This window comes from Streptomyces marinisediminis (assembly GCF_026262575.1).
Taxonomy (GTDB): Bacteria; Actinomycetota; Actinomycetes; order Streptomycetales; family Streptomycetaceae; genus Streptomyces; species Streptomyces marinisediminis.
The window spans coordinates 124,381-149,393 of record NZ_JAPKFL010000001.1 but is presented as its reverse complement, the minus strand read 5'-3'; the positions used below and the strand labels follow the sequence as shown (position 1 = coordinate 149,393).

Genomic DNA, 25,013 nt, shown 5'->3' with positions numbered 1-25,013 from the left:
CGCGGGGGGCGGCGGCTCGGTTCCGTCCGCACGGCCGGTTCCTCGCCTTCCCGTCCCGCGGCGCCCGCGCCCGCGCCGCGGCCCCCGGGGGTGTTCCGGCGTCAGCCCAGCAGGGCGGTGCGGGCGGCGGTGCGGAGGGTGGCGGCGTCCGCGGGGACGAGGCCGACGCGGGTGCGGCGGTGGAGGAGGTCGTCGTCGTCCAGGGCGCCCTCGTGCCGGACCGCCCAGCGCAGTTCGGCGCCGGTGACGCCGGTGACCAGCGGCGCGAGCAGGTCGGGGCGGCCGTCGGCTTCGGCGAGGACGGCCGGGGCCTCGGTGCCGTAGCGGGCGACCAGGCGGGCGGGGGCCGCGACGCGGGCCAGCTCGGCGCGGGGGGCGGCGCCCAGCAGCGGCAGGCGCTTGGTGCGGCAGGGGCCGACGCGCAGGCCGGCGCCCGCGGCGGCGGCGTCCACGGCGTCCTCGGCCATGCGCCGGTAGGTCGTCAGCTTGCCGCCCACAACGGTGAGGACGCCGTCGGGCGAGGTGAGCACGGCGTGGCGGCGCGAGAGGTCGGCGCTGCGCCCGCCGGGGGCGCCCGCGTCGAGCAGGGGGCGCAGGCCCGCGAAGGCGCCGACGACGTCCTCGCGGCGCGGCGGGACGGCGAGGACGCGGCCGACGACGTCCAGGAGGTGGGCGATGTCGCTCTCCGGGGCGGTGGGCACGTCGGGCGCGGGGCCGTCGAGCGGCTCGTCGGTGAGGCCGGCGTACACCCGGCCGTCGGGCTGGGGCAGGAGGAGGGCGAAGCGGGTGCGGTCGCCGGGCACCGGGATGGTCAGCGCGCTGCGCAGGCCGCCGAACAGGTGGCCGGGGAGCACCAGGTGGGTGCCCCGGCTGGGGCGCAGCCGCACGTCGGGCACGAGTCGGTCGGCCCAGACGCCGGTGGCGTTGACGACGGCCCGCGCGCGTATGGGGAGCCGTTCGCCGGTGAGTTCGTCGCGCAGCACGGCGCCGTCGCCGCGCAGTTCGGTGGCGCCGAGCCGGGTGAGAACCGTGGCGCCGTGGGCGGCGGCGGTGCGCGCGAGGGCGATCACCAGGCGGGCGTCGTCGACGAGTTGGCCGTCGTAGGCGAGCTGTCCGCCGCGCAGTCCGGTGGGGCGCAGCCCGGGGGCGAGGGCGAGCGCGCGGTGCCGGGAGACGCCGCGCGCGGCGGGCAGCAGGGTGCCGCGCGTCCCGGCGGACAGCCGCAGCGCGTCGCCGAGGAGGAAACCGGTCCGGGTGAGCGCGGCCTGGGCGTGGCTCACGTCGTCGTGCAGCGGCAGCAGCATCGGCAGGGGGCGGATCAGGTGCGGGGCGGTGCGGGCGAGCAGGATGTGCCGTTCGCGCGCGCTCTCGTGGGCGATGCCGAGCTGCCCGGTGGCCAGGTAGCGCAGGCCGCCGTGGACGAGTTTGGAGCTCCAGCGGCTGGTGCCGAAGGCGAGGTCGTGCTTCTCGGCCAGGACGACGGACAGCCCGCGGGTGGCGGCGTCCAGCGCGATGCCGGTGCCGGTGACGCCGCCGCCGACGACGAGCAGGTCCACGTCGGGCCGGTCGCCCAGGCGGGCCAGGTCGCGGGCGCGGCGGGCGGCGTTGAGTGAGGCGGCGGGGTTCACGGGGCCTCCTGTCCGGGCGTGGGGCGCAGGTAGGCGTCGAGCATGTGGCGCAGCTCGGCGGTGAGCCGGGGCAGCGGCAGCACGTCGTCGACCAGGCGCCAGGACTGGGCGGCCGTCTGGACCAGCAGCAGCACCATGCGGGCCAGCTCGGCGGGTTCGCCGGGGCGGACGGAGCCGTCGGCCTGCCCGGCGCGGATCTGCTCCTCGGTGAAGGCCAGGGCGTGGCGCTGGCTGGAGCCGAGCCGCTGGAAGGTGTAGGTGACCAGCGTCTCCGGCTCGGTGTCCAGGATGCGCGCCATGAGCGGGTGGGCGCGCAGGTCCGTCAGGACGCGGGCGGCCCCGGCGACGAGCCGGGTGCGGCCGTCGTGGCCTTCGGCGGCGGCCCGGGGCGCGGCCGCGAGCAGGACGGTGCGCAGTTCCCGGGTGAGCAGGTCGCCCAGGAGCGTGTCGATGTCGCGCCAGCGCCGGTAGATCGTCGGGCGGCTCACCCCGGCCCGGCGGGCGACGTCGGTGAGGGTGAGGCGGCGCAGGCCGAAGGTGGCGATGCACGCGTGGGCCGCGTCGAGGAGGTTCTGCGCGATCGGGTCGGTGGCGGACTCCTCCGGCGGAGTTCGGTCCTCACCCTCGTTACTGATTGACACCATATGCAAGACTGTAACGCATGACAGCTCCGCGCCGCCGCGCCGCCGACATGCCCTGGGACGCCTGGGGCGACGCCGCGCACGCCACCGCCCTGCCCGACTCCGTCCGCGACCTGCTCGCGCAGGTGCTCGGCGCGCCCCTGGCCGACGCGCCGCGCACGGCCGAGGAGGACCTGCGGCTGCCGCCCCCCGCGCTGCCGGACACCGCCCGGGCGGCGCTCGTCGACGCGGTGGGGCCGGGGCACGTGGTGGAGGAGGCCGCCGCGCGCCTGCGGCACACCGGCGGCAAGTCCACCCCGGACCTGCTGCGCCGCCGCGCCGGGGACGTGGCCGCCGCCCCGGACGCCGTGGTGCTGCCCGGCGGCCACGAGGAGGTGGCCGCCGTGCTGGCCGCCTGCGCGCGGCACCGGGTGGCCGTCGTCCCGTTCGGCGGCGGCACGAGTGTCGTCGGCGGGGTGGAGCCGCTGCGCGGGCCCTTCGCCGCCGTCGTCGCGCTCGACCTGCGGCGGCTGGACCGGCTCGTCTCCGTCGACGCCGTCGCCCGCACCGCGACGCTCCAGGCGGGCCTGCGCACCCCGCGGGCCGAGGAGCTGCTGGCCGCGCACGGGCTGACGCTCGGCCACCAGCCGCAGAGCTACGAGTACGCCACGATCGGCGGCTACGCGGCCACCCGTTCGGCCGGCCAGTCCTCCACCGGGCACGGGCGGTTCGACGGCATGGTGCTCGCCCTGCGCGTGGCCACCCCGCGCGGCACGCTGGAGCTGGGCCGCGCCCCGGGGTCGGCCGCCGGGCCCGACCTGCGCCAGCTCCTGCTCGGCTCGGAGGGCACGCTCGGCGTCATCACCGAGGTCACGCTGCGGGTGCGTCCGCTGCCCGCGGCCGACCGGGACGAGGCCTGGTCCTTCCCCGACTTCGCCACGGGTACGGCCGCGCTGCGGGCGCTCGCGCAGAGCGACGCGCGCCCCACCCTAGTGCGGTTGTCCGACGAGACGGAGACGTTCGTGAACGCCGCGCTCTCCGGCCGGGAGGCCACCCCCGGCTGCCTGGCCGTCGTCGCCCACGAGGGCACGGCCGCGCACGTGGCGGCCGTGCGGGAGCTGTCGGCACGCACGCTGCGGGAGGCGGGCGGCACCGAGCTGGGACCGGAGCCCGTCGCGCGGTGGCGGCACAGCAGGTACTCCGGGCCGTACCTGCGCGACGCCCTGCTGGACGCGGGCGTGCTGGCCGAGACCCTGGAGACGGCCACCACCTGGTCGGCGCTGCCCGCGCTGCGGCAGGCCGTGACCGACGCGCTCACCGGCGCCCTGGGCGGCGCCGGGGGCGGGCCGCCGGTGGTGCTGTGCCACGTCTCGCACGTCTACCCCGAGGGGGCGTCGCTGTACTTCACCGTCGTCGCCGCCGCCGGCGCGGACCCGCTGGCCCGCTGGCTGGCGGCCAAGCAGGCCGCGGGCGACGCCATCGCCGCCCGCGGGGGCACCATCACCCACCACCACGCCGTGGGCACCGACCACCGGCCGTGGATGGCCGCCGAGGTCGGCCCGCTGGGCGTGGAGGTGCTCCGCGCCGTCAAGGACGTGCTCGACCCGGTGGGCGTCCTCAACCCCGGCAAGCTCATCCCCGGGGACGGGGCGTGAGCGCACCGGGCGGCGCCGCGCCGCGCACGGTCGCGCTGCTGGTGAACCCCGCGGCGGGCGGCCGCCGCGGCGCGGAGGTCGCCGCCCGCGCCGCGCGGCGGCTGCTGGCGGCGGGCGCCCGGGTGGACGTGGTGGCCGGGCGCGACGCCGGCGAGGCGCGGGAGGGGGCGCGCGCCTGCGTGGCCGCGGGCACGGACGTGCTCGCGGTCGCGGGCGGCGACGGCATGGTGCACCTCGCGCTCCAGGAGGTCGCCGGGACGGACACGGCGCTGGCCGTGCTGCCCACCGGCACCGGCAACGACTTCGCCCGCGTCCTGGGCGTGCCCACCCGGGACCCGGCCGCCGCGGCCGACGTCGTGCTGGGCGGCGTCCGCCGCACCCTGGACCTCGGGCGCGCCACGTCCCTGGCCGCGGGCGGCCGCGGCCACTGGTTCGGCACCGTGCTCACCAGCGGCCTGGACTCGCTGGTCACCGACCGCGCCAACCGGATGCGGTGGCCGCGCGGCCGCGCGCGCTACAACCTGGCGACGCTGCTGGAGCTGGCCGTGCTGCGCCCGCTGCCGTTCACCCTGGAGGTCGACGGCGGCGCGCCCGAGGAGTTCGAGGCCGTCCTCGTCGCCGTCGGCAACACCACCACCTACGGCGGCGGCATGCGCGTCTGCCCGCACGCCGCGCCGGACGACGGGCGGCTGTCGGTCACCGTCGTCGGCCCGGCCGGGCGCGGGCGCCTCGTGCGCGCCTTCCCTCGCCTGTACCGGGGCACCCACGCCACCCACCCCCTGGTACGGACCTTCCACGCGCGCAGCGTGCTCGTGCACACCCCGCGCATGCGGGCCTACGCCGACGGCGAGCCGCTGGGCGCGCTCCCCGTGCGCGCCGAGGCGGTGCCGGGCGCCGTGCGGGTGCTGGTGCCCGCGCCGGGCGCTGTCGGCGGCGGAGGCTAGCCTTCGGGGCATGAGCTACGCAGAGGTCCGTGAGCTGCAGAACGCCCTGAGCACGGCGTCCGACATCGCCTTCGGCTTCGAGAGCGCCCCGCCGGCGGACCAGCTCGCCGAGGTGGCCGACGCGCTCCAGCGCGCCCTGGGCGCGGTGCGCTTCCTGGAGGCGGCGCACGGCGGCACCACCGGCTGCCGCGAGCACCCGATGGGCGCGGTGGACCCGCTCCACGGCGACAAGGAGGACCCCCTGCCGCCCGGCTGGGGCAAGTGCCTGCTGTGCAACGACCGCCGCCGCCGCGCCACCACCCGCCGCGGCGCCGCCCGCTGACACCGTGCTCGCCGTGGGCGGGCCGGGGGCGGCGGAGGCGCGGTGGCGCGCTGCCCACGCGGCGGTCGCCGAGCCGGACGGCGAGGTCCCGCACGCGATGACCGCCGTCGCCGAGGAGGTGCGGCGGGCGCTGGAGCACCGGTCGGCGCGGCAGCGGGCCCTCCACCACCTGGTCGGGCTGGTCGGGCAGGCCGGGCCCGTCGGGCTCGTCGGGCTCGTCGGGCTCGTCGGGCTCGTCGGGCCACCGCGATGAGGGCGCAGGTCCGTGTCCGGTTCCTCGACGCCCGCCCGCTGCGTGGCAGTCGGTCGTTCCGGGACCTGTGGATCGGTACCTCGGTCTCTCAGTTCGGCGGGCAGATGGCCAACGTGGCGGTGCTGGCCCAGGTCTGGGACCTCACCGGCAGTCCGGTGGGCACCGGCGCCATCGGGCTCGCCACCGGCCTGCCGATGATCCTGTTCGGGCTGCTCGGCGGCACGTTGGCCGATGCCGTCGACCGCCGTGCGGTGGTGCGGGCCACCACCGCGGGCCACCTGCTGGCCGCCGCGGGGCTGTGCGCCCAGGCCCTGGCGGGCAACCGCAACGTGCTGTTGCTGCTCGCCCTGGTGGCCGTGGGGACGAGCTGCGGCGCTCTGGGAGCTCCGGCCCGGCGGACCTTCCCGGTCCGGCTGCTGCCGGGCGACCAGGTCGCGGCCGGTCTCGCGCTGACCAACGTCTCCTTCCAGGCGGCCATGCTGGCCGGTCCCGCGGTGGCCGGGCTGGTCATCGCCCACTGGGGCTTTTCCGCCGCGTACGCGACCCAGGCCGTGGCCACGGCGGTCGCGCTGCTCGCGGTGGTCCGCCTGCCTGCCATGCGCCCCGAAGGCACCGGCGCGGCCGGCGGCAGGCGCCGGCTCAAGCGCGGCGGCTGGGGGATCGTCCTGCGCCGCCCGACGCTGTGGGGCTCGATGGCCACCGACCTGTCCGCGACGCTGCTCGCCATGCCCATCGCCCTCTTCCCGCTGGTCAACGAGGCCCGCTTCGGGGGGAGCCCGCAGACCCTCGGCCTGTTCCTCTCGGCCGTCGCGGTCGGGGGGATCACGGCCGGTCTGCTCTCCGGCACGGTGACGCGCCGGCGCCGTGCCGGCCTGGTACAGCTCTCCGCGGCCGGTGTCTGGGGCCTGGCGCTGGCCTGCTTCGGCCTGGCGGGGCCGCTGTGGCTGGCGCTCGCCTGCCTGGCCGTGGCGGGCGCCGCCGACACCGTGTCCGTCGTCACCCGCGGTGCCCTGGTCCAACGGGAGACCCCGGACGCCTACCGGGGGCGGGTCTCCTCGGTGGAACACGTCATCGGTGTCGCGGGCCCCGAGCTCGGGAACCTCCGTGGTGGCCTGCTGGCGTCGGCCACCTCCGCCTCCTTCTCCCTGGTCTTCGGCGGGCTGTCCGCCGTCCTGGCGATCGCCGCCGTGTCCGCGGTCAACGCCCCCCTCCGCGCCTACCGCACCCCGCCCGCTTCCGCGAAGCCGCCCGCCCCCGCGGTCGCCGACGCGGCGGCGGCCACTGGTCCGGGCGGCTGACCGGAGTCGCGGCGGCGGCCCCCGTGCGGCGCCCCCGCCGCGAGCACCCGCCGCGTTGCGTGCCGGTGTCCCCGTGCCCGCGAGACGCGTCGGCCGGGCGCCCGCGGAGCGCCGTGCGAGGGGCCACGGCACACCCCGTCCGCGCCTTCGAGGAGCGCGCCGGAATGTGCTGGGCTCCGGCCGGGGGCGGTGCACGACCACCGGCTCGCGTCGCTACGGGGCCCCCTCCCCTTGGCCGACGTCTGCGCCGTTCGGGGTCGTCGGCGCCGGGCGTGCGGTGGCATGGGGCCGGTCCGGGCGGGCGACGGCCCCGGCTCCCGTGGGCGGCGGCGCGACAGGGCCCGCGCACGCGGGCCGGGTCAGAACACCGACCAGTCGGAGCGTTCGGTGAAGTCCTCCAGGGCGGCCATCGCGCCGACCGAGTTGCCGGTCGCGTCCAGGCCGGGGCTCCACGCGCACACCGCCCCGCGGCCGGGGACGATGGCCAGGATGCCGCCGCCCACCCCGCTCTTGCCCGGCAGCCCGACGCGGTAGGCGAACTCCCCGGCGGCGTCGTAGGTGCCGCAGGTCAGCAGGACGGCGTTGACGCGCTTGGCGTCGCTGCGGCTGAGCAGCCGGGTGCCGTCCGCCCGCAGGCCGTGCCGGGCCAGGAAGCCGCCCGCGAGCGCCAGGTCACGGCAGTCGGCGGTCACCGAGCAGTGCGCGAAGTAGTGTTCGAGCACCTCGTCGACCGGGTTGCGCAGGTTGCCGAAGGACGCCATGAAGTGCGCGAGCGCGGCGTTGCGGTGGCCGTGTCCGGCCTCCGAGGCCGCCACGGCCGGGTCGATGGCGATACCCGGGTTGCCGGACTCGTCGCGCAGGAAGTCCACCACCGCCCCGCGCGCGTCCCCGGTGAGGCTGAGCAGGGCGTCGGTGACGACCAGTGCGCCGGCGTTGATGAACGGGTTGCGGGGGATGCCCTGCTCGGACTCCAGTTGGATCAGCGAGTTGAACGGGTTGCCCGACGGCTCCCGGCCCACCCGCCGCCACAGCGCCGTCCCGCCGTGCGCGAGCGCCAGGGCGAGGGCGAAGAGCTTGGACACGCTCTGTACGGAGAACGGCTTGCGCCACTCCCCCACACCGTGCACCTCCCCGTCCACGGTGGCCAGCGCCATGCCGAAGTCCCGTGGGTCGGCGCAGGCCAGCGCGGGGATGTAGTCGGCCGGTGCCGCGCGGTCGAGCACGGGTCGGGCCGCCGCCATGGCGTGCCCCAGCAACGCTTCGTAGTCCACCCGCCCATTGTGTACGCGCCTCCCCCTGCCCGGGCGACCGGCTCACGCCCCGCCCGTGGCGGCACGACGACGCCGGGGACGCGCCCCGCGCGGGGCCGGGCCGGGCCTCCGGACGCGGCAGGCGGCGCGCACCGGGGCGATGGCTCGACGGCGGCCGTGGCGGCGGGACGCGGCGGGCGGCGTCAGCGGTCGGTGAGGCGGAACTCGAACCAGGTGGTCTTCCCGCGCGGCAGCAGGTCCACGCCCCAGCGGTCGGCGAGCTCGTCCACGTGCCGCAGGCCGCGCCCGGTGGTGTCGAGACCCCGGGTCGGCATGAGGCACGGCAGCCCGCGCGAGGGGTCGCGCACCTCGATCCGGACCCAGCTTCCCCGCCGGAACATGCGCAGACCGAAGTGGGTGGCACCGGTGTGCCGGACGGCGTTGCCGACGAGTTCGGAGACGAGCAGCACGCCGTCGTCGACGACGGTGCCCGGCAGCCGCCAGCTCCCGCGCAGCACGTCGGCGGTCAGCCGCCTGGCCAGGCCGGCGGACTCCGGCCGGTTGCGGAACCGGACCTCGGCCTGCGAGGGATCACCGAGGAGTTCGAGTGCGCCGCCCTCGGCCATGTCCTCGCCGGACGGCACCCGCGGGAGCGCCGTCTCCTCCAGTCCCGCCATGGCCCCCATCATGGCGGGAATTCGCGCTTCGCGTGGGCCAAGTCGGGGAATTGCCGGGCTGACGGGCACTCAGAATCTGATCAGCCGTCGGCTCCGGCCCGGGCGCGCACGTCCTCGGCCACGGAAGCGTCCAGCGCGGCGCGCACGAGGGCGGCGGCGAGCCGCGCGGCGTCCTCCCGGGGCGCCAGCGCGGCCAGCGCTCCGGCGTCGTCGGGCAGGCCGAGCCGACGCGCGCCGTCGAGCGCCTTCGCGTCCAGGTACGGCCGCAGGTGCGGCCAGACGGCCTGGACTTCGCGCAGGAAGATGTCCGCGCCCGCGGGGCCGATGCCGGGCAGCCGCCGCACCGCCGCGCGCAGCGCCTCCACGTCGTCGCCCGCGGCGTCGCGCATGCGGCGCGGGTCGCCGCCGTACTCGTCGCGCAGCAGCGCGGCGGACTCGCCCAACTGGGTGGCGGTGCGCTCGTCGTAGCGCCGGTAGCCCCCTTCGCCGAGCGCGTCGACCCGCTGCTGCCAGGTGGCCTCGGCCATGCGGCGCGCGTCGCGCAAACCCGCGTCGAACAGCGCGCGGGCGGCGGCGACCGCGACGGGGGCCTGGATGCGCGCGCTGAGCAGGTCCGTCAGCACCAGGAGCTGGTACAGCGGCTGCGGGGTGTCCTTCAGCCGGATGCCGGCCTCCTCGGCGTACGTCCGCCCGTGCGCGTCCAGCAGGGCCCGCACCGTGTCGCGGGCCGCGTCGTCCTTGCTCATGGCGGGCTCCCGTCTCTCACGGGGCCGGCGGCTTGAGCGGGTCGTGGCCCAGGCGCATCAGGCGGAAGCGCCAGTGGTCCTCGCCCGCGACGGGCTCCAGGTCCTCGCGGCGCTCGGCCTCGACCGTGTCCACGACCTTGCGCATGACCCGCAGGTCGTCGCCGGTCAGGTCCACCTGGCGCTTGCGCAGGATGGCCAGCACGTGCTGGCCCTTGACCGTGCCCGCCTGGTCGGGCAGCTCCTCGCCCTCCTCCCGCGCGGAGTCGGTGCGCAGCCAGTCGCTGAGCTCCTGCGACGTCATGTTGACCACGCGGTGGAACTCGCCCCACAGCGCTTCCCGCTCGATCGGGTCGATGTCCGAGGCGTCCGTCACCGTTGTGCCTCCTGGTTTTCGTGGGCGTTGTCGTGGGCGTTCTCGTGGGTCTGGTTGTTGGGTGATCCCGTGGGCGTTCTCGTGTGCGATCCCGGGGGCGTCGTCGGGGACGGGTCCCGGGGGTGGCCGGCGGGCGGGTCTCAGTGGGCCCGCAGCAGCGCGCTCGTCTCGTCGGCCGGCAGCAGGGCGCCGTAGACGCTGGTGCCCGGCTGGTGCCGGCGCCCGCCGCCGCCGAGGTCCCCGGCGATCACGGGGGCGAAGCCGATCTCGTTGATCACCCCGGAGACGACGGCCTTCGCCTGGGAGTCGCTGCCGGACAGCGGGATCGCCACCCGCTCCGGATCGCCGGGGGGACGGGCGCGGTCGCGCAGGGCCTCCCAGTGGATGGCGTTGAACGCCTTCACCAGATTGCTGCCCGTGTACGCCTGGATCTTCTCGCTGGACGTCGTGCGGTCCGCGTCCAGGTCGGGGTCGTGGCCGTCGCGCTCGGGGTAGTAGTTGCAGGTGTCGATGACGACCTTGTCCCGCAGCTCCTCGGCGGGCAGTTCGCGGTACGCGCCGTAGGGGACGGCGACGACGACCGGCTCGCCGAACTCCGCCGCCTCCCGCGCCGTCACCGCGCGGACGGAGCCGCCCAGTTCCGCGACGAGGCCGGAGAGCGTCTCCGGGCCCCGGGAGTTGCTGATGACCACCTCGTGCCCGATGCGGTCGAGGTGTCCGGCCAACGTGGAGCCGATGCGCCCGGCTCCGATGATCCCGATACGCATGCGCCCCGGGTGCCCCACCCCTCCCCCGGCGAAACGCCCGCCCCCGCCCCGGCGGGGCACCCGTGCCACCGACGCGCGCTGGCCCCGCCCCGGCGCGCGGGGCACGCCGGACCCCGGCGCCGGTGAGCCGCGCGCCGACGGCCCCGGCGCGCACGGCGCCCCGGCCGCCCGGGCCCCGGGTGCGGGCCTGCCGGGGCGCGGGGTCAGCGGAAGACGGCCTTGCCCGGACCGTCCTCCATGAAGCTGCGCATGCCGGTCTCGCGGTCCTCGGTGGCGAAGAGCCCGGCGAACCAGTTGCGCTCGATGGCGAGCCCGGTGTCGAGGTCGGCCTCCAGGCCGAGGTCGACGGCCTCCTTGGCCGCGCGCAGCGCGATCGCCGGGCCCCGGGCGAGCCGGGCGGCCCACGCGTGCGCGGCCTGGTAGACCTCGGCGGCCGGGACGACCCGGTCGACGAGCCCGATGGCCAGCGCCTCCTCGGCCTTCACCTGCCGTCCGGTGAAGATGAGGTCCTTCGCCCGGGACGGGCCCACCAGGCGGGACAGCCGCTGGGTGCCGCCCGCGCCGGGGATGAGGCCGAGCAGGATCTCGGGCTGCCCGAGCTTGGCGTCCCCGGCGGCGATGCGCACGTCGGCGCAGAGGGCCAGCTCGCAGCCGCCGCCGAGGGCGTAGCCGGTGACGGCGGCGACCACGGGCTTGGGGATGCGGGCGACGGCGGTGAACGCCGCCTGGAGATCGCCCGCGCGGGCGACCATCGCGGCGTGGTCCATGTCCCGCATCTCCTTGATGTCCGCGCCCGCCGCGAACACCTTCTCGCCGCCGTAGACGACCACGGCCCGCACGTCGTCCCGCCGCGTCACCTCCGCGGCCAGCTCGCGCAGCCGGTCCTGGGTGGCGATGTCGAGGGCGTTCATCGGCGGGCGGTCCAGCCGGAGGGTGCCGACGCCGTCGGCCACTTCGAGGTTCACAGTCATGGCGGCAGGGTAACGCCCGTTAACGCGGGTGGGCCCACCGGTTGGCGGAATCGAACGGGCCCCGGGGTGAACGGAGCGCTCCGGCCGGGAAGACTTCCGGCAGGAGGCGGGAGCGCGAGCGCGCGGCACGGGACGCCGGGCGCACCGGTGGCCACTGCGCCCGCGGCACCGTGGCCCGCGCGCGGTCCCGCCCGCGTGAGCCGCAGGAGGCCGCCCGTGCGCCGCCCGCCCGCCGCCCTCGACGAGCGCGACCCCGACCGGGACCACCAGGCCGCCACCTCCCCGACGACCACCTCACCGGCGTCCACCACACCGGCGTCCACCCCGCCGACCGCCGCTCCGGCACCCGCCGCACCCACCGCCGCCGCCCCGGCGGACGGCCACCGCGCCCGGCCGGGCCCCGGGCACGCGGTGTGGCCGGGCAGCCCCCAGCCGCTGGGCGCCCGCTACCACCGCGGCCCGGGCGGCACGCCGGGCACCAACTTCGCCCTGTGGGCGGGCGGCGCCGAGCGCGTGGAGGTGTGCCTCTTCGACGACGCGGGGCGCGAGACGCGGTGCGCGCTCACCGAGCTGACGCATGAGGTGTGGCACGGCTTCGTGCCGGGCGTCCACCCCGGCCAGCGGTACGGCTACCGGGTGCACGGGCGCTGGGACCCGTGGTCCGGCGCCCGCTGGAACCCGGCCAAGCTGCTGCTGGACCCCTACGCCCGCGCGGTGGACGGCGACTTCGCGCTGCCCCCGGAGGTCTACGGCCACGTGCGCGACTGGCCGCAGCAGCACCTGGCCGACACCGTGCGCGACGAGCGCGACTCGGCGCCGTTCGTCCCCAAGGGCGTCGTCGTGCACGACGGGGCCCCCGCCGGCCCGCCCGGGGGCCCGCCGGACGACGACTGGCGCGACGACCGCCGCCCGAAGACGCCGTGGGCCGACACCGTGCTGTACGAGCTGCACGTGCGCGGGTTCACCATGCGCCACCCGGGCGTGCCCGAGCGGCTGCGCGGCACGTACGCGGGGCTGGCGCACCCCGCCGCCGTCGAGCACCTCACCCGGCTGGGGGTGACGGCCGTCGAGCTGCTGCCCGTGCACCAGTTCGCGCACGAGGACCACCTGCTGCGCCGGGGCCTGCGCAACTACTGGGGGTACAACTCGATCGGCTACTTCGCCCCGCACGCCGCGTACGCCGCCTCCGGCACGCGCGGGCAGCAGGTGGGCGAGTTCAAGCGCATGGTGCGGGCGCTGCACGCGGCGGGCATCGAGGTGATCCTCGACGTCGTCTACAACCACACCGCCGAGGCGGGTGAGCTGGGCCCCACGCTGAGCCTGCGCGGCATCGACAACCGCGGCTACTACCGGCTGGCCGCCGACCCGCGCCGCTACGCCGACTACACCGGCTGCGGCAACACCCTGCACGTCGTCCAGCCGCAGGTGCTGCGGCTGATCACCGACTCGCTGCGGTACTGGGTCCAGGAGATGGGCGTGGACGGTTTCCGCTTCGACCTGGCGGCCGCGCTCGCCCGCTCGCTGCACGACGTCGACATGCTCTCGCCCTTCCTCGCGGTCATCGCCCAGGACCCGGTGCTGCGCCGCGTCAAGCTCATCGCCGAGCCCTGGGACGTGGGCGCGGGCGGCTACCAGGTCGGGGCGTTCCCACCGCTGTGGACGGAGTGGAACGACCGCTACCGGGACGCCGTGCGCGACTTCTGGCGCGGCGCGCTGCCCGACGTCCGCGACCTGGGCTACCGCCTGTCCGGCTCCAGCGACCTGTACGCCTGGGGCGGCCGCCGCCCGTACGCGTCCGTCAACTACGTCACCGCCCACGACGGCTTCACCCTGCGCGACCTGGTGAGCTACCACCACAAGCGCAACGGCGCCAACGGCGAGGACGACCGGGACGGCACGGACGACAACCGCTCCTGGAACTGCGGCGCCGAGGGGGAGACGGAGGACGCGCGGGTCACCGCCCTGCGCCGCCGCCAACTGCGCAACCTGCTGACGACGCTGCTGCTGTCCGCCGGGGTGCCGATGCTCGTCGCCGGGGACGAGTTCGGCCGCACCCAGCGGGGCAACAACAACGCCTACTGCCAGGACAACGAGACCGGCTGGGTCGACTGGAGCCTGCTGGACGACCCGGCCTGGCGCTCCCTGTGCGCGCTCACCGCCCGCCTGGTGCACCTGCGCCGCGAGCACCCGGTGCTGCGCCGCCGCGCCTTCTTCACCGGCCGCCCGCACGGCCCCGACGGGCTGCGCGACCTCGCGTGGTTCTCCGCCCGCGGCACCGAGATGAGCGAGGCCGACTGGTACGCCCCGGGGCAGACCCTCGCCCTCTACCTCTCCGGTGACGACCTCCCCGGCCGCGACGGGACCGGGGAGCCGGTCACCGACGACAGCTTCCTCGCCGTCCTGCACGCGGCGCCCGACCCGGTGGCGTTCCGCCTCCCCGGTCCGCCGTGGGCCGGGGCGTACGAGCTGCTGGTGGACACCGCCGCCGAGGACCCCGGCGCGCCGGGCGTGCGCCACCCGGCGGGCGGCCGCGTGCCGGTCCCGGCCCGCTCCGTCCGCCTCTACCGCGCCCTGCGCGAGCCGTGACCCTCCCGGCCGCACCCCCGCGCACCACGGGGGCCGCGCGGAGGCCGCACCGCCGGGGCGCCGCGCGGAGGCCGCGCCGCCGACGCCGCGCGGAGGGCCGCGCCCCAGGCCCTACGCCGGAGGGGGGCCGCGCGGCCTACGTCCGGGGTCCGAGGCGCCCGGGGTCGGAAATACCGATGCGGCTGTCAGCAGTCATCTCTACTCTCGGTCCTGATGAGTCTCCTGGATGAAACCGCTCCCGCCCCGGCGCGGGAGGCACCGCGGTCGGCGGTGCGGTCGTTGCTGAGGTTGTGGCCGTACCTGCGGCCGGTGCGCGCGCGGTGGGGAACCGCCGCCGTGGTGGGGACGGTCGCCTCCGTGGTGGGCCTGGCCATCCCGCTGGTGCTCAAGTGGATCATCGACGGCCCGGTGGCCGCCGGTGACACCACGGGGGTGTGGTGGGGCGGCGTCCTGCTGCTGGCCGTGGGCGTGGCCGAGGCGGCGCTGTTCGGGCTGCGCCGGTGGCTCGTGGCGCGCCCGCTGGCCGGGGTGGAGGCCGCCATGCGGGCGGACCTGTACGGGCACCTCCAGCGGTTGCCGGTGGCCTTCCACGACCGCTGGGCCAGCGGCCAGCTCCTGTCGCGCGGCACCACCGACCTGCAACTGCTGCGCATGTTCCTGGTCTTCCCGCTGACGTTCCTGCTGGTCAACGGCGTCACCATCGTCGTCGGCTGCATCGTGCTGCTCGCCCAGGAGTGGACGCTGGGGCTGGTGCTGCTCGCGCCGGTGCTGCCGCTGGTGGTGCTGTGCTCGATGTTCGAGGCGCGCTACTCGGTGGCCGCCCGCAGGGCGCAGGACCAGGTCGGTGACCTCGCGACCGTCGTCGAGGAGGCCGTGCTGGGCATCCGGATCATCAAGGGGTTCGGGCGGCACCGCAGCCAGGCCCGCGCCTTCCGGGCGCTGAACGAGCGGCTGAAGGGCACCGAGCTGCACAAGGCGCGGCTGCTGGCGACGATCTGGGGGCTCATCCTCACCCTGCCCGAGCTGGCGCTCGGCGCGGCGCTGGTGCTGGGCACGATGCGGGTGGCCGACGGGGACATGTCGGCGGGCACGCTGGTGGCGTTCCTGTCCACGGCGCTGGCGCTGCGCTGGCCGGTGGAGTCGCTCGGCTTCCTGCTGGCGATGAGCAACGAGGCCGCCACGGCCGCCGACCGCTACTTCGAGGTCGTCGACACCCCGCTCCCGAAGGACCCGGCCGAGCCGGGGACCTCCGCGGGCGCAACCTCCGCGGGCGCGACCTCCGCGGGCGCCGCTCCAGCGGGCGACGGCTCCGGCCTGCGCCTGTCGGGCGTGACGTTCCGCTTCCCCGACGCCGACCCCGGCGCGCCGCCCGTCCTGGACGGCGTCGACCTGCACGTGCGCTCCGGCGAGACGGTCGCCCTGGTGGGCACGACCGGCTCCGGCAAGACCACCCTCACCGCGCTCGTGCCCCGGCTGCACGAGCTGACCGGCGGCCGCATCACCCTGGACGGCGTCGACATCCAGCGGGTGCCGCGCCACCGGCTGCGCGGCATGGTCGCCGTCGCCTTCGAGGAGCCGACGCTGTTCTCCGCGAGCGTCGCGGAGAACGTGCGCATGGGCGCCCCGGACGCGGACGACGAGGAGCTGTGGCGGGCGCTGGAGGTGGCGCAGGCGGCCGGGTTCGTGCGGGCGCTGCCGCAGGGGGAGCGCACGCAGGTCGGCGAGCAGGGCCTGAGCCTGTCGGGCGGCCAGCGCCAGCGCCTGGCCCTGGCCCGCGCCGTCATCGGCCGCCCGCCCTTCCTGGTGCTGGACGACCCGCTCTCGGCGCTGGACGTGCACACCGAGGCGAAGGTGGAGGCCGCGCTGCGCGAGGTGCTGGCGTCCACGACGGCGCTGGTCGTCGCGCACCGCCCGTCCACCGTGCTGCTGGCCGACCGCGCTGCGCTGCTGTCCGGCGGGCGGATCACCGCCGTCGGCACGCACCAGGAGCTGCTGCGCGACAGCGCCGAGTACCGCCACCTGATGTCCGGCGACCGCGAGGGAGAACGGTGACCACGATCTCGACGGCGACACCGGCCACGCCCGGACCGCCGGAACCCGGCGCGCACACCGCCCAGGCCCCCGTCGACCCGTTCGACCGGGACGTGCTGCCCGCCCCGCCCGACGCCGCCCGCCGCCTGCTGGGCTCGCTGCTGCGCCCGCACCGGCTGCGGGTGTCCGTCGCCGTCCTGCTCCTGCTCGGCCAGCAGGCGGCCGTGCAGGGCGGCCCGCTGCTGGTGGCGTTCGCCATCGACCACGTGGTGCCCGCGCTGCGCGAGGGCCGGTACCCGCCGCTGTTCTGGCTCGCCGTCGGCTACGCGGTGTGCGCGGGCGCCTCGGGCGGGCTGCAGTACGCCTTCACCCGGGCCGCCGCGCGCGTCAACCAGAGCGTGCTGGTGGAGCTGCGCGGGCGCATCTACCGGCACGCGCAGGCGCTGAGCGTCGACTTCCACGACCGCTACACCTCCGGGCGGCTCATCTCCCGCTCCACCACGGACGTCGAGTCGCTGCGCGAGCTGCTGGACGAGGGCCTCCAGGAGCTGCTGGGCGTCGTCGTCTCGGTCGCCTACATCGCCGCGCTGCTGCTCTACCTGGACCTCGGCCTGGGCGGCGCGGCGCTGGCCTCGTTCGTGCCGCTGGGGCTGCTGGTGCGCGACTTCCAGCGGCGCTCGATGCGGGTGTACCGCAAGCGGTCGACGGCGATCGCCTCGGTGATCGTGAAGTTCGCCGAGACGCTGAACGGCATCCGCCCGGTGCAGTCCTTCCGGCAGGAGCGGGCGAACGACGAGCGGTTCCGGGCGCTGAACGCCGACCACTGGAAGGTCAACGGCGACTCCATCCTGGAGATGGCCCGCTACGTCGTCGCCTCCCGGCTGACGGCCAACGTCGCCGTCGCCGCGATCGTGCTGTGGGGCGCCTACCGCGTCGCCGACGGCACGCTGGCGCTGGGCGCCCTGGCGGCGGCCGCGCTGTACGTGCGGCGCCTGTACGACCCGATCGACCGGCTGGGGATGTTCCTCAACTCCTACCAGTCGGCCGCCGCCTCGCTGGAGAAGATCGCCGGGCTGCTGGCCCAGGTGCCCGGCGTCCCCGAGCCGCGGCGGCCGCGCGAGCTGCCGCCCGTGCGGGACGGCCGCCCGGGCCGCGCGGTGCGGTTCGAGGGCGTCAGCTTCGGCTACCGCACCGGCGGCGAGGTGCTGCCGCGCTTCGACCTGGCCATTCCCGCCGGGCAGACGGTGGCGGTGGTCGGCGCGACGGGCGCGGGCAAGTCGACCCTGGCCAAGCTGCTGGCCCGCTTCTACGACGCCTCGCACGGCCGCGTGCTGCTCGACGGCGTCGACCTGCGGGAGCTGTCGACGCCGGAGCTGCGGCGCGGTGTGGTGATGGTGACGCAGGAGGCGTTCCTGTTCTCCGGCACGGTGGCCGAGAACATCGCCATCGGCCGGCCGGACGCCACCCGGGCGGAGGTGGAGGAGGCGGCCAGGGCCATCGGGGCGCACGACTTCATCACCGCCCTGCCCGACGGCTACGACACCGACGTGCGCAAGCGCGGTGGCCGCATCTCCGCCGGTCAGCGGCAGCTCGTGGCCTTCGCCCGGGCCCTGCTGGCCGACCCGGCCGTGCTGATCCTGGACGAAGCGACGTCCTCGCTGGACGTGCCCGGCGAGCAGGCGGTGCAACGGGCCATGCACACCGTGCTCGGCGACCGCACGGCGGTCGTCATCGCGCACCGCCTGTCCACGGTGGAGATCGCCGACCGCGTGCTGGTCATGGCCGACGGCCGTCTCGTCGAGGACGGCCCGCCCGGCGAACTCCTCGCCGGGACGGGCCGCTTCGCCCAGCTCCACCGGGCCTGGCAGGACAGCCTGACCTAACGCGCCGCCGCGGGCGTCACCGCAGGAGGACGCCCGCGGGCTCGCCGCCGACCGCGCCCTCCCCGGGCACCGCGAGCAGGCCCAGCTCGGCCGGGTCGGCCAGCAGCGGGTGCGCGGGCAGGACGCGGATGGTGTACCCGAACGGGCCCGTGCGGTCGAGTGCGAGCTCGCCCTCGTACAGCCGGCGGCCCGTCAGGTCCGGGCGTCCGGCCGGTTTGAGCACCACCGTCTCCGGGTCGACGAGGGTGTCGGTGCGGTCCACCCGGCCCGCGACGGCCTGCACCTCCACCTCGCCGGGCTCCAGCGCGCCCAGCGTCACCCGCACCCGCAGGCGCAGCGAGCCGCCCAGCTCCAGGGTCTCGGAGGCCGGGCCCGCGGCCTCCACGTGGTCGACGGCGACGTGCGGCCACTGTGCGCGCACCCGGGCCTTCCAGGCGGCCAGTTCGCCCGCCGCGCGGTGCCCGTCGGCGCCGTCCAGCGCGCGGTGGGCGAGCGCGGCGGGCGCGTACAGGCGCCGCACGTAGTCGCGGACCATGCGGTCGGCCGGCACCTTGGGGCCGAGCCGGGTCAGCGTCTGGCGGACCATCTCCAGCCAGCGCTCGGGGCGGTCGTAGAAGCAGGGGGCGACCTGGTCCTCCAGCACCGCGTACAGCGCCGCGGCCTCGATCGCGTCCCGCCGCTCGGGGTCGGCGCCGGGGCCGTCGGCGGTGGGGATGGCCCAGCCGAAGTCGGGCTCGTACCACTCGTCCCACCAGCCGTCGAGCACCGAGAGGTTGAGCCCGCCGTTGAGCGCCGACTTCATGCCGCTGGTGCCGCACGCCTCCAGCGGGCGCAGCGGGTTGTTCAGCCACACGTCGCAGCCGGGGTAGAGCCTCTGCGCCATGCCCATGCCGTAGTCGGGCAGGAAGACGATGCGGTGGCGCACCCGCGGGTCGTCGGCGAAGCGCACCAGCTCCTGCACCAGCCGCTTGCCCCCGTCGTCGGCCGGGTGCGCCTTGCCCGCGACGACGAGCTGCACCGGCCGCTCGGGGTGGAGCAGCAGCGCGCGCAGCCGGTCCCGGTCGTGCAGCATGAGCGTGAGCCGCTTGTAGGACGGCACGCGGCGGGCGAAGCCGACGGTCAGCACGTCCGGGTCGAGCACGTGGTCGATCCAGCCCAGTTCCGCGTGGGCCGCGCCGCGCTCGCGCCAGGCGTCGTACAGCCGCTGCCGCACCTCCTGCACGAGCCGCTCGCGCAGGGCGCGGCGCAGCTCCCACAGCTCCTGGTCGGGCAGCCGGGGGGCGCGCTCGGTGATCTCGGGCGCGACCCACGTCGGCGCGTGGACGCCGTTGGTGACGGAGGCGATCGGCACCTCGTCGGCGTCGAACCCGGGCCACAGGTCGCGGAACATCTCCCGGCTCACGTCCCCGTGGAGTGTGGAGACGCCGTTGGCCCGCTGGGCCAGCCGCAGGCCCATCACCGCCATGTTGAACAGCCCCGGCTCGCCGTCGCGCGGCGTCTCCATCCCGAGCGCGAGGACCCGCTCGGCGTCGACGCCGGGCAGCTCGCCGTCGTCGCCGAAGTAGCGGGCGACCAGCTCCCGGTCGAAGCGGTCGATCCCGGCCGGGACCGGGGTGTGGGTGGTGAACACCGTGCCGGCCCGCACGGCCTCCAGCGCCGCGTCGAACTGAGCGCCCCGGGCGCTCAGTTCGCGGATGCGCTCCAGGCCGAGGAAGCCGGCGTGCCCCTCGTTGGTGTGGAACACCTCCGGCTCGGGGTGGCCGGTGAGCGCGCAGTACGCGCGCACCGCGCGCACGCCGCCGATGCCCAGCAGCATCTCCTGGAGCAGCCGCTGCTCGCGTCCGCCGCCGTAGAGCCGGTCGGTGACGTCGCGCTCGCGGGGCGCGTTCTCCTCCACGTCGGAGTCGAGCAGCAGCAGCGGCACCCGGCCGACGCGGGCCCGCCACACGTAGGCGTGCAGCGTGCGTCCGCCCGGCAGCGCCAGTGAGACGGTGACGGGCGCGCCCTCGCCGCCGCGCAGCAGCTCCAGGGGCAGCTCGTCCGGGTCGAGCACCGGGTAGCTCTCCTGCTGCCAGCCGTCCCGGGACAGCGACTGGCGGAAGTAGCCGTGCCGGTAGAGCAGGCCGACGCCGATCAGGGGCACGCCCAGGTCGCTGGCGGCCTTCAGGTGGTCGCCGGCGAGGATGCCCAGGCCGCCGGAGTACTGCGGCAGCGCGGCGGTGATGCCGAACTCCGGGGAGAAGTAGGCGATCGCGGCGGGCAGGTCGTCGGCGGCGTGCTGGTACCAGCGCGGCTCGGTCAGGTAGTCGTTCAGGTCGCCTGCGCCCAGTTTCAGCCGTCGCTGGAAGCGCCGGTCCTGCGCCAGCTCCGCCAGCCGGGCCGCCGGGACGGCCCCCAGGAGCCGCAGCGGGTCCCCGCCGGTGGCCCGCCACCCCTCCGGGTCGGCGTACCGGAAGAGCTCGCGGGTGTCGGTGTGCCAGGACCAGCGCAGGTTGCGCGCCAGGTCGCCGAGCGGTCGAAGGGAGTCGGGAAGGACGGGACGTACGGAGAAACGACGGATGGCCTTCACGGTGCGACCGTAGCGGCGGCGCCCCGCCGCCCGCCGTGGTTTGCGGTGCTTTCGGGTGCGGATTACACCCCTGCGGGTTGCGCCCGGCGCGTCCCGCCCACGCCCCGCCCCCGCCCCGTCCCGGCGCGCCCCACGCGCCGCCCGGGGCCGCCGTGCGGCCCGGACGCGCCCGGGGCCGGTGACGCGGCGGCCGGGCGCGCCGCACCCCCGCGCGCACGCCCCCTGCCGGTACGGACCCCCGCCCACGCCCCCGGAGGCACGCCCCGCGCCGGGGCCCGCAGGCGCACGCCCGGCGCGCGAACGGGGCGGCGGCGCCGGGCGGGTCCGCCCGGCGGCACCCACGCCGCACACCTGGCCGAAACCCGACGGTCCGCCGCGCCCGCGCCGGGTACACGCGGTGAGCGACTACCTACCGGTAGTTCACTTCACCGGCGCATCGCGCGGCGGGCCCGTGGGCAGAAAGATCCCCTGCGCGGTGAGGCCCCCAGCCGAGTGAACGCGGACGGGAGCGGTCATGCCCGCACGGCCTCCCGCCCTCGTGAAGCGGATACAAAGTACGAAACACCCATTATCGACCCCAGGTGGAACCCCATGATCGGTCGCATCCCCGTCCTGGACGTCCAGCCGCTCGTCGACTGCGGGCGCCGGCCCGCCAAGGCGGTGGTGGGCGAGTCGTTCCAGGTGTCCGCCACCGTGTTCCGCGAGGGGCACGACGCGGTGGCCGCCAACGTCGTCCTGCGCGACCCGGCCGGGCACGCGGGGCCCTGGACGCCGATGCGCGAGGCCGCCCCCGGCACCGACCGGTGGGAGGCGCTGGTGACACCGGACGCGGCGGGGCGCTGGACGTTCGTCGTCGAGGCGTGGAGCGACCCGGTGTCCACCTGGCGGCACCACGCCGCGCTGAAGGTCCCCGCGGGCGTGGACGTGGAGCTGACGTTCGCCGAGGGGGCGCAGCTCCTGGAGCGGGCCGCGGCCGAGGTGCCCAAGGACGCGGGCCGGGCCGTCGTGCTGGAGGCGGTGGACGCGCTGCGCAACACCGCGCTGGACGAACGGGACCGGCTCGCCGCCGCGCTCGGGGCCGAGCTGACGGAGGCCCTGACGCGGCATCCGCTGCGCGAGCTGGTCACCCCCTCCCGGTCCCTGCCGGTGCAGGTGGAGCGCCGGCGCGCGCTGTTCGGCTCCTGGTACGAGCTGTTCCCGCGCAGCGAGGGCGCCGTCGTCCCGGCGGACGGCGGGGCGCCGGTGCCGGGCACGCTGCGCACCGCGGCCGAGCGCCTGCCCGCCGTCGCCGCGGCCGGGTTCGACGTCGTCTACCTGCCGCCGATCCACCCCATCGGCACCGCCTTCCGCAAGGGCCGCGACAACGCCCTGGAGGCGGGCCCGCACGACGTCGGCGTCCCGTGGGCCATCGGTTCGGCCGACGGCGGGCACGACGCCATCCACCCGGACCTGGGCACCTTCGCGGACTTCGCGCACTTCGTGGACACCGCCCGCGACCTGCGCATGGAGGTCGCCCTGGACTTCGCGCTCCAGTGCTCCCCGGACCACCCCTGGGTCACCGAGCACCCCGAGTGGTTCCGCAGGCGGGCCGACGGGTCGATCGCGTTCGCGGAGAACCCGCCGAAGAAGTACCAGGACATCTACCCCCTCCACTTCGACAACGGCCTCACGGCGTACCGGGGGCTGGTGGGCGAGACGCTGCGGGTGCTGCGCTTCTGGATGGAGCAGGGCGTGCGCATCTTCCGGGTGGACAACCCGCACACCAAGCCCGTCCGCTTCTGGGAGAAGGTGATCACCGAGATCAACCGCACGGACCCGGACGTGATCTTCCTGGCCGAAGCGTTCACCCGCCCGGCGATGATGCGCGCGCTCGCGCAGGTGGGCTTCCAGCAGTCCTACACCTACTTCACCTGGCGCAACGGCAAGCAGGAGCTGACGGAGTACCTGACCGAGCTGTCGGGGGAGGCGGCCGCGTACATGCGGCCCAACTTCTTCGTCAACACCCCCGACATCCTGCACGCCTACCTCCAGCACGGCGGGCGCCCGGCGTTCGAGATCCGCGCGGTGCTGGCCGCCACGCTCTCCCCCACCTGGGGGATGTACGCGGGCTTCGAGCTGTGCGAGGGCACGGCGGTGCGCGAGGGCAGCGAGGAGTACCTGCACTCGGAGAAGTACGAGCTGCGACCACGGGACTGGGCGGCCGCCGAGCGCGAGGGCCGCACGATCACCCCGCTGATCACCACGCTGAACCGGCTGCGGCGCCGCCACCCGGCGCTCCAGACGCTGCGCTCCCTGCACTTCCACCACACGGACAACGACCAGATCATCGCCTACTCCAAGCGCAGCAGCGAGCCCTACGCCGACTCAGTGCTGGTGGTGGTGAACCTCGATCCGTACCACACCCAGGAAGCGACCGTGTCGTTGGACAGGGAGAAGCTCGGCCTGACACCGGCTCAGGAAAGCGGTGCCGAGCTCTTCCCGGTGCGCGACGAGCTCACCGGCGAGACCTACCACTGGGGCAGGGACAACTATGTGCGACTGGAGCCGGGGCGACCCGGTTCGCCGGCCCCGGCGCACATCCTGACCCTGCGACCGTCCTCACCGACCGGAGGGTCACCCAACGATGAGCGTCAATGAGCCAGTCCCCGACACGTTCGAGGACACACCCGCCAAGGACCGCGATCCGCAGTGGTTCAAGCGTGCCGTCTTCTACGAGGTCCTGGTGCGCTCGTTCCAGGACAGCAACGGCGACGGCGTCGGCGACCTGAAGGGCCTGACCGCCAAGCTCGACTACCTGCAATGGCTGGGCGTCGACTGCCTGTGGCTGCCGCCCTTCTTCAAGTCGCCCCTGCGGGACGGCGGATACGACGTCTCGGACTACACCTCCGTCCTTCCCGAGTTCGGCGATCTCGCCGACTTCGTGGAGTTCGTCGACGCCGCCCACCAGCGCGGCATCCGCGTCATCATCGACATGGTGATGAACCACACCAGCGACCAGCACGAGTGGTTCCAGCAGTCCCGCAAGGACCCCGACGGCCCCTACGGCGACTACTACGTCTGGGCCGACGACGACAGCGGGTACGCCGACGCCCGCATCATCTTCGTCGACACCGAGCAGTCCAACTGGACGTTCGACCCGGTGCGCAAGCAGTACTACTTCCACCGGTTCTTCTCCCACCAGCCGGACCTCAACTACGAGAACCCGATGGTGCAGGAGGAGATGATCTCCGCCCTGCGGTTCTGGCTGGACCTGGGCATCGACGGCTTCCGCCTGGACGCCGTGCCCTACCTGTACGCCCAGGAGGGCACCAACTGCGAGAACCTGCCGGCCTCGCACGCCTTCCTCAAACGGGTGCGGGCGGAGATCGACGCGCACTACCCGGACACGGTGCTGCTGGCCGAGGCCAACCAGTGGCCGGAGGACGTCGTCGACTACTTCGGCGACTACGCCAAGGGCGGGGACGAGTGCCACATGGCGTTCCACTTCCCCGTCATGCCGCGCATCTTCATGGCCGTGCGGCGCGAGTCGCGCTACCCGGTCTCGGAGGTCCTCGCCAAGACCCCGGCGATCCCCTCCGGCTGCCAGTGGGGCGTCTTCCTGCGCAACCACGACGAGCTGACCCTCGAAATGGTGACGGACGAAGAGCGCGACTACATGTACGCCGAGTACGCCAAGGACCCGCGCATGCGGGCCAACATCGGCATCCGGCGCCGCCTGGCGCCCCTGCTGGACAACGACCGCAACCAGATCGAGCTGTTCACCGCGCTGCTGCTGTCGCTGCCCGGCTCGCCCATCCTGTACTACGGCGACGAGATCGGGATGGGCGACAACATCTGGCTCGGCGACCGCGACGCGGTGCGCACCCCGATGCAGTGGACGCCGGACCGCAACGCCGGGTTCTCCTCCTGCGACCCGGGGCGGCTCTTCCTCCCGGCGATCATGGACCCGGTCTACGGCTACCAGGTGACCAACGTCGAGGCGTCCATGAGCTCGCCCTCGTCGCTGCTGCACTGGACCCGGCGCATGGTGGAGATCCGCAAGCAGAACCCGGCGTTCGGACTGGGCGCGTACACCGAGCTGTCGTCCAGCAACCCGGCGGTGCTGGCGTTCCTGCGCGAAGTGCGGCTGCCCAGCGGCGAGGACGACCTCGTCATGTGCGTCAACAACTTCTCCCGGTTCCCGCAGCCGACGGAGCTGGAGCTGGGCACGTGGAAGGGGCTGCACCCGGTCGAGCTGATCGGCGGCGTCCGCTTCCCGGCCATCGGTGACCTGCCCTACCTGCTGACGCTGGCCGGGCACGGGTTCTACTGGTTCCGCCTGCGCAAGCAGCCCGCGGCGGCCACCCAGGCGGTGCCCGCCGCGCAGGGCCCGCTCTCGCCCGCCGCGCCCGTGCCGCCGGGCGAACCGGTCTCCCCCGAACCGCCGATCCGCCCGACACC

The 25,013-nt window shown here is 75.8% G+C and carries 18 protein-coding genes and 1 pseudogene; 10 read left to right on the top strand and 9 right to left on the bottom strand.

Translation table 11 applies throughout. The annotated features are described in order from the left end of the window. Nucleotides 1-101 precede the first annotated feature (101 nt). Complete coding sequence (locus OSB71_RS00655; protein ID WP_265942938.1) at nucleotides 102-1,628, bottom strand: glycerol-3-phosphate dehydrogenase/oxidase; 1,527 nt, start codon at nucleotides 1,626-1,628, stop codon at nucleotides 102-104. After that, on the bottom strand, nucleotides 1,625-2,272 hold the full coding sequence (locus OSB71_RS00650) for a TetR/AcrR family transcriptional regulator (RefSeq protein WP_265942936.1): 648 nt from the start codon (nucleotides 2,270-2,272) through the stop codon (nucleotides 1,625-1,627). The genes OSB71_RS00655 and OSB71_RS00650 overlap by 4 nt, the downstream gene beginning before the upstream one ends. Before the next feature lie 17 nt (nucleotides 2,273-2,289). Here OSB71_RS00650 and OSB71_RS00645 point away from each other — a divergent pair, with 17 nt between their 5' ends. Genes OSB71_RS00645 through OSB71_RS00625 form a run of 5 tightly spaced genes read left to right on the top strand, consistent with a single transcriptional unit; the run spans nucleotide 2,290 to nucleotide 6,720 of the window. After that, nucleotides 2,290-3,903, top strand: coding sequence for an FAD-binding oxidoreductase (locus tag OSB71_RS00645; protein ID WP_416237167.1), 1,614 nt, complete (start codon nucleotides 2,290-2,292; stop codon nucleotides 3,901-3,903). After that, nucleotides 3,900-4,847 carry a diacylglycerol kinase gene (locus OSB71_RS00640; RefSeq protein ID WP_265942934.1) on the top strand — a complete coding sequence of 316 codons (948 nt, stop codon included), beginning with the start codon at nucleotides 3,900-3,902 and terminating at the stop codon, nucleotides 4,845-4,847. The genes OSB71_RS00645 and OSB71_RS00640 overlap by 4 nt, the downstream gene beginning before the upstream one ends. Nucleotides 4,848-4,857: 10 nt before the next feature. Continuing rightward, nucleotides 4,858-5,169: a hypothetical protein gene (locus OSB71_RS00635; RefSeq protein WP_265942932.1), complete on the top strand. Its 312-nt coding sequence runs from the start codon at nucleotides 4,858-4,860 to the stop codon at nucleotides 5,167-5,169. Nucleotides 5,170-5,182: 13 nt separating this feature from the next. Continuing rightward, on the top strand, nucleotides 5,183-5,422 hold the full coding sequence (locus OSB71_RS00630) for a hypothetical protein (RefSeq protein WP_265942930.1): 240 nt from the start codon (nucleotides 5,183-5,185) through the stop codon (nucleotides 5,420-5,422). Beyond that, on the top strand, nucleotides 5,419-6,720 hold the full coding sequence (locus tag OSB71_RS00625) for an MFS transporter (protein WP_265942928.1): 1,302 nt from the start codon (nucleotides 5,419-5,421) through the stop codon (nucleotides 6,718-6,720). Before OSB71_RS00630 ends, OSB71_RS00625 begins: the two co-directional genes overlap by 4 nt. A gap of 359 nt (nucleotides 6,721-7,079) precedes the next feature. On the opposite strand, the gene OSB71_RS00620 is transcribed toward OSB71_RS00625, so the two are convergent. The 6 genes from OSB71_RS00620 to OSB71_RS00595 form a co-directional block, all read right to left on the bottom strand. Continuing rightward, entirely contained in the window at nucleotides 7,080-7,991 is a 912-nt protein-coding gene (locus OSB71_RS00620; protein WP_416237166.1) for a glutaminase, read from the bottom strand. A 182-nt stretch (nucleotides 7,992-8,173) separates the two neighbouring features. Continuing rightward, entirely contained in the window at nucleotides 8,174-8,659 is a 486-nt protein-coding gene (locus OSB71_RS00615) for an ATP-binding protein (RefSeq protein ID WP_416237165.1), read from the bottom strand. A 68-nt stretch (nucleotides 8,660-8,727) separates the two neighbouring features. After that, nucleotides 8,728-9,393: an HhH-GDP family DNA glycosylase gene (locus tag OSB71_RS00610; protein WP_265942925.1), complete on the bottom strand. Its 666-nt coding sequence runs from the start codon at nucleotides 9,391-9,393 to the stop codon at nucleotides 8,728-8,730. Nucleotides 9,394-9,409: 16 nt separating this feature from the next. After that, nucleotides 9,410-9,766, bottom strand: coding sequence for a DUF3140 domain-containing protein (locus OSB71_RS00605; protein ID WP_265942923.1), 357 nt, complete (start codon nucleotides 9,764-9,766; stop codon nucleotides 9,410-9,412). A 140-nt stretch (nucleotides 9,767-9,906) separates the two neighbouring features. After that, nucleotides 9,907-10,533: an NADPH-dependent F420 reductase gene (locus tag OSB71_RS00600; RefSeq protein WP_265942921.1), complete on the bottom strand. Its 627-nt coding sequence runs from the start codon at nucleotides 10,531-10,533 to the stop codon at nucleotides 9,907-9,909. 203 nt (nucleotides 10,534-10,736) lie between these two features. Further along, complete coding sequence (locus OSB71_RS00595) at nucleotides 10,737-11,504, bottom strand: enoyl-CoA hydratase/isomerase family protein (protein WP_265942919.1); 768 nt, start codon at nucleotides 11,502-11,504, stop codon at nucleotides 10,737-10,739. A 411-nt stretch (nucleotides 11,505-11,915) separates the two neighbouring features. On the opposite strand from OSB71_RS00595, the gene glgX reads away from it, so the two are divergent. The 3 genes from glgX (at nucleotide 11,916) to OSB71_RS00580 (ending at nucleotide 18,004) form a co-directional block, all read left to right on the top strand. Beyond that, the gene (glgX, locus tag OSB71_RS00590; RefSeq protein ID WP_265943337.1) at nucleotides 11,916-14,090 is read left to right on the top strand and encodes a glycogen debranching protein GlgX; all 2,175 of its coding nucleotides are present in this window, start codon (nucleotides 11,916-11,918) and stop codon (nucleotides 14,088-14,090) included. Nucleotides 14,091-14,303: 213 nt separating this feature from the next. Beyond that, nucleotides 14,304-16,142 carry an ABC transporter ATP-binding protein gene (locus tag OSB71_RS00585; protein WP_265942917.1) on the top strand — a complete coding sequence of 613 codons (1,839 nt, stop codon included), beginning with the start codon at nucleotides 14,304-14,306 and terminating at the stop codon, nucleotides 16,140-16,142. Next, nucleotides 16,139-18,004 (top strand): ABC transporter ATP-binding protein, encoded by a 1,866-nt coding sequence (locus OSB71_RS00580; protein WP_416237164.1) that lies wholly within the window; start codon nucleotides 16,139-16,141, stop codon nucleotides 18,002-18,004. Before OSB71_RS00585 ends, OSB71_RS00580 begins: the two co-directional genes overlap by 4 nt. Before the next feature lie 16 nt (nucleotides 18,005-18,020). On the opposite strand, the gene glgP is transcribed toward OSB71_RS00580, so the two are convergent. Then, the gene (gene glgP / locus OSB71_RS00575) at nucleotides 18,021-20,573 is read right to left on the bottom strand and encodes an alpha-glucan family phosphorylase (RefSeq protein WP_265942915.1); all 2,553 of its coding nucleotides are present in this window, start codon (nucleotides 20,571-20,573) and stop codon (nucleotides 18,021-18,023) included. Nucleotides 20,574-21,164: 591 nt separating this feature from the next. Here glgP and OSB71_RS00570 point away from each other — a divergent pair. Together OSB71_RS00570 and treS are read left to right on the top strand one after the other, a co-directional pair. Further along, nucleotides 21,165-23,210, top strand: a complete 2,046-nt coding sequence (locus OSB71_RS00570; protein ID WP_265942913.1) for an alpha-1,4-glucan--maltose-1-phosphate maltosyltransferase — start codon at nucleotides 21,165-21,167, stop codon at nucleotides 23,208-23,210. Beyond that, nucleotides 23,197-24,909 (top strand): annotated as a pseudogene (treS, locus tag OSB71_RS00565) (maltose alpha-D-glucosyltransferase); the annotation flags it as partial. The gene OSB71_RS00570 and the pseudogene treS, both read left to right, overlap by 14 nt. Between the last annotated feature and the right edge of the window lie 104 nt (nucleotides 24,910-25,013).

Coding starts and splice junctions, on each gene's coding strand:
- OSB71_RS00610 (WP_265942925.1), bottom strand. CDS start 9,393: ATGAGCAAGGACGACGCGGCCCGCGACACGGTGCGGGCCCTGCTGGAC.
- OSB71_RS00615 (WP_416237165.1), bottom strand. CDS start 8,659: ATGATGGGGGCCATGGCGGGACTGGAGGAGACGGCGCTCCCGCGGGTG.
- OSB71_RS00570 (WP_265942913.1), top strand. CDS start 21,165: ATGATCGGTCGCATCCCCGTCCTGGACGTCCAGCCGCTCGTCGACTGC.
- OSB71_RS00625 (WP_265942928.1), top strand. CDS start 5,419: ATGAGGGCGCAGGTCCGTGTCCGGTTCCTCGACGCCCGCCCGCTGCGT.
- OSB71_RS00585 (WP_265942917.1), top strand. CDS start 14,304: ATGAGTCTCCTGGATGAAACCGCTCCCGCCCCGGCGCGGGAGGCACCG.
- OSB71_RS00600 (WP_265942921.1), bottom strand. CDS start 10,533: ATGCGTATCGGGATCATCGGAGCCGGGCGCATCGGCTCCACGTTGGCC.
- OSB71_RS00650 (WP_265942936.1), bottom strand. CDS start 2,272: ATGGTGTCAATCAGTAACGAGGGTGAGGACCGAACTCCGCCGGAGGAG.
- OSB71_RS00595 (WP_265942919.1), bottom strand. CDS start 11,504: ATGACTGTGAACCTCGAAGTGGCCGACGGCGTCGGCACCCTCCGGCTG.
- OSB71_RS00635 (WP_265942932.1), top strand. CDS start 4,858: ATGAGCTACGCAGAGGTCCGTGAGCTGCAGAACGCCCTGAGCACGGCG.
- OSB71_RS00645 (WP_416237167.1), top strand. CDS start 2,290: ATGACAGCTCCGCGCCGCCGCGCCGCCGACATGCCCTGGGACGCCTGG.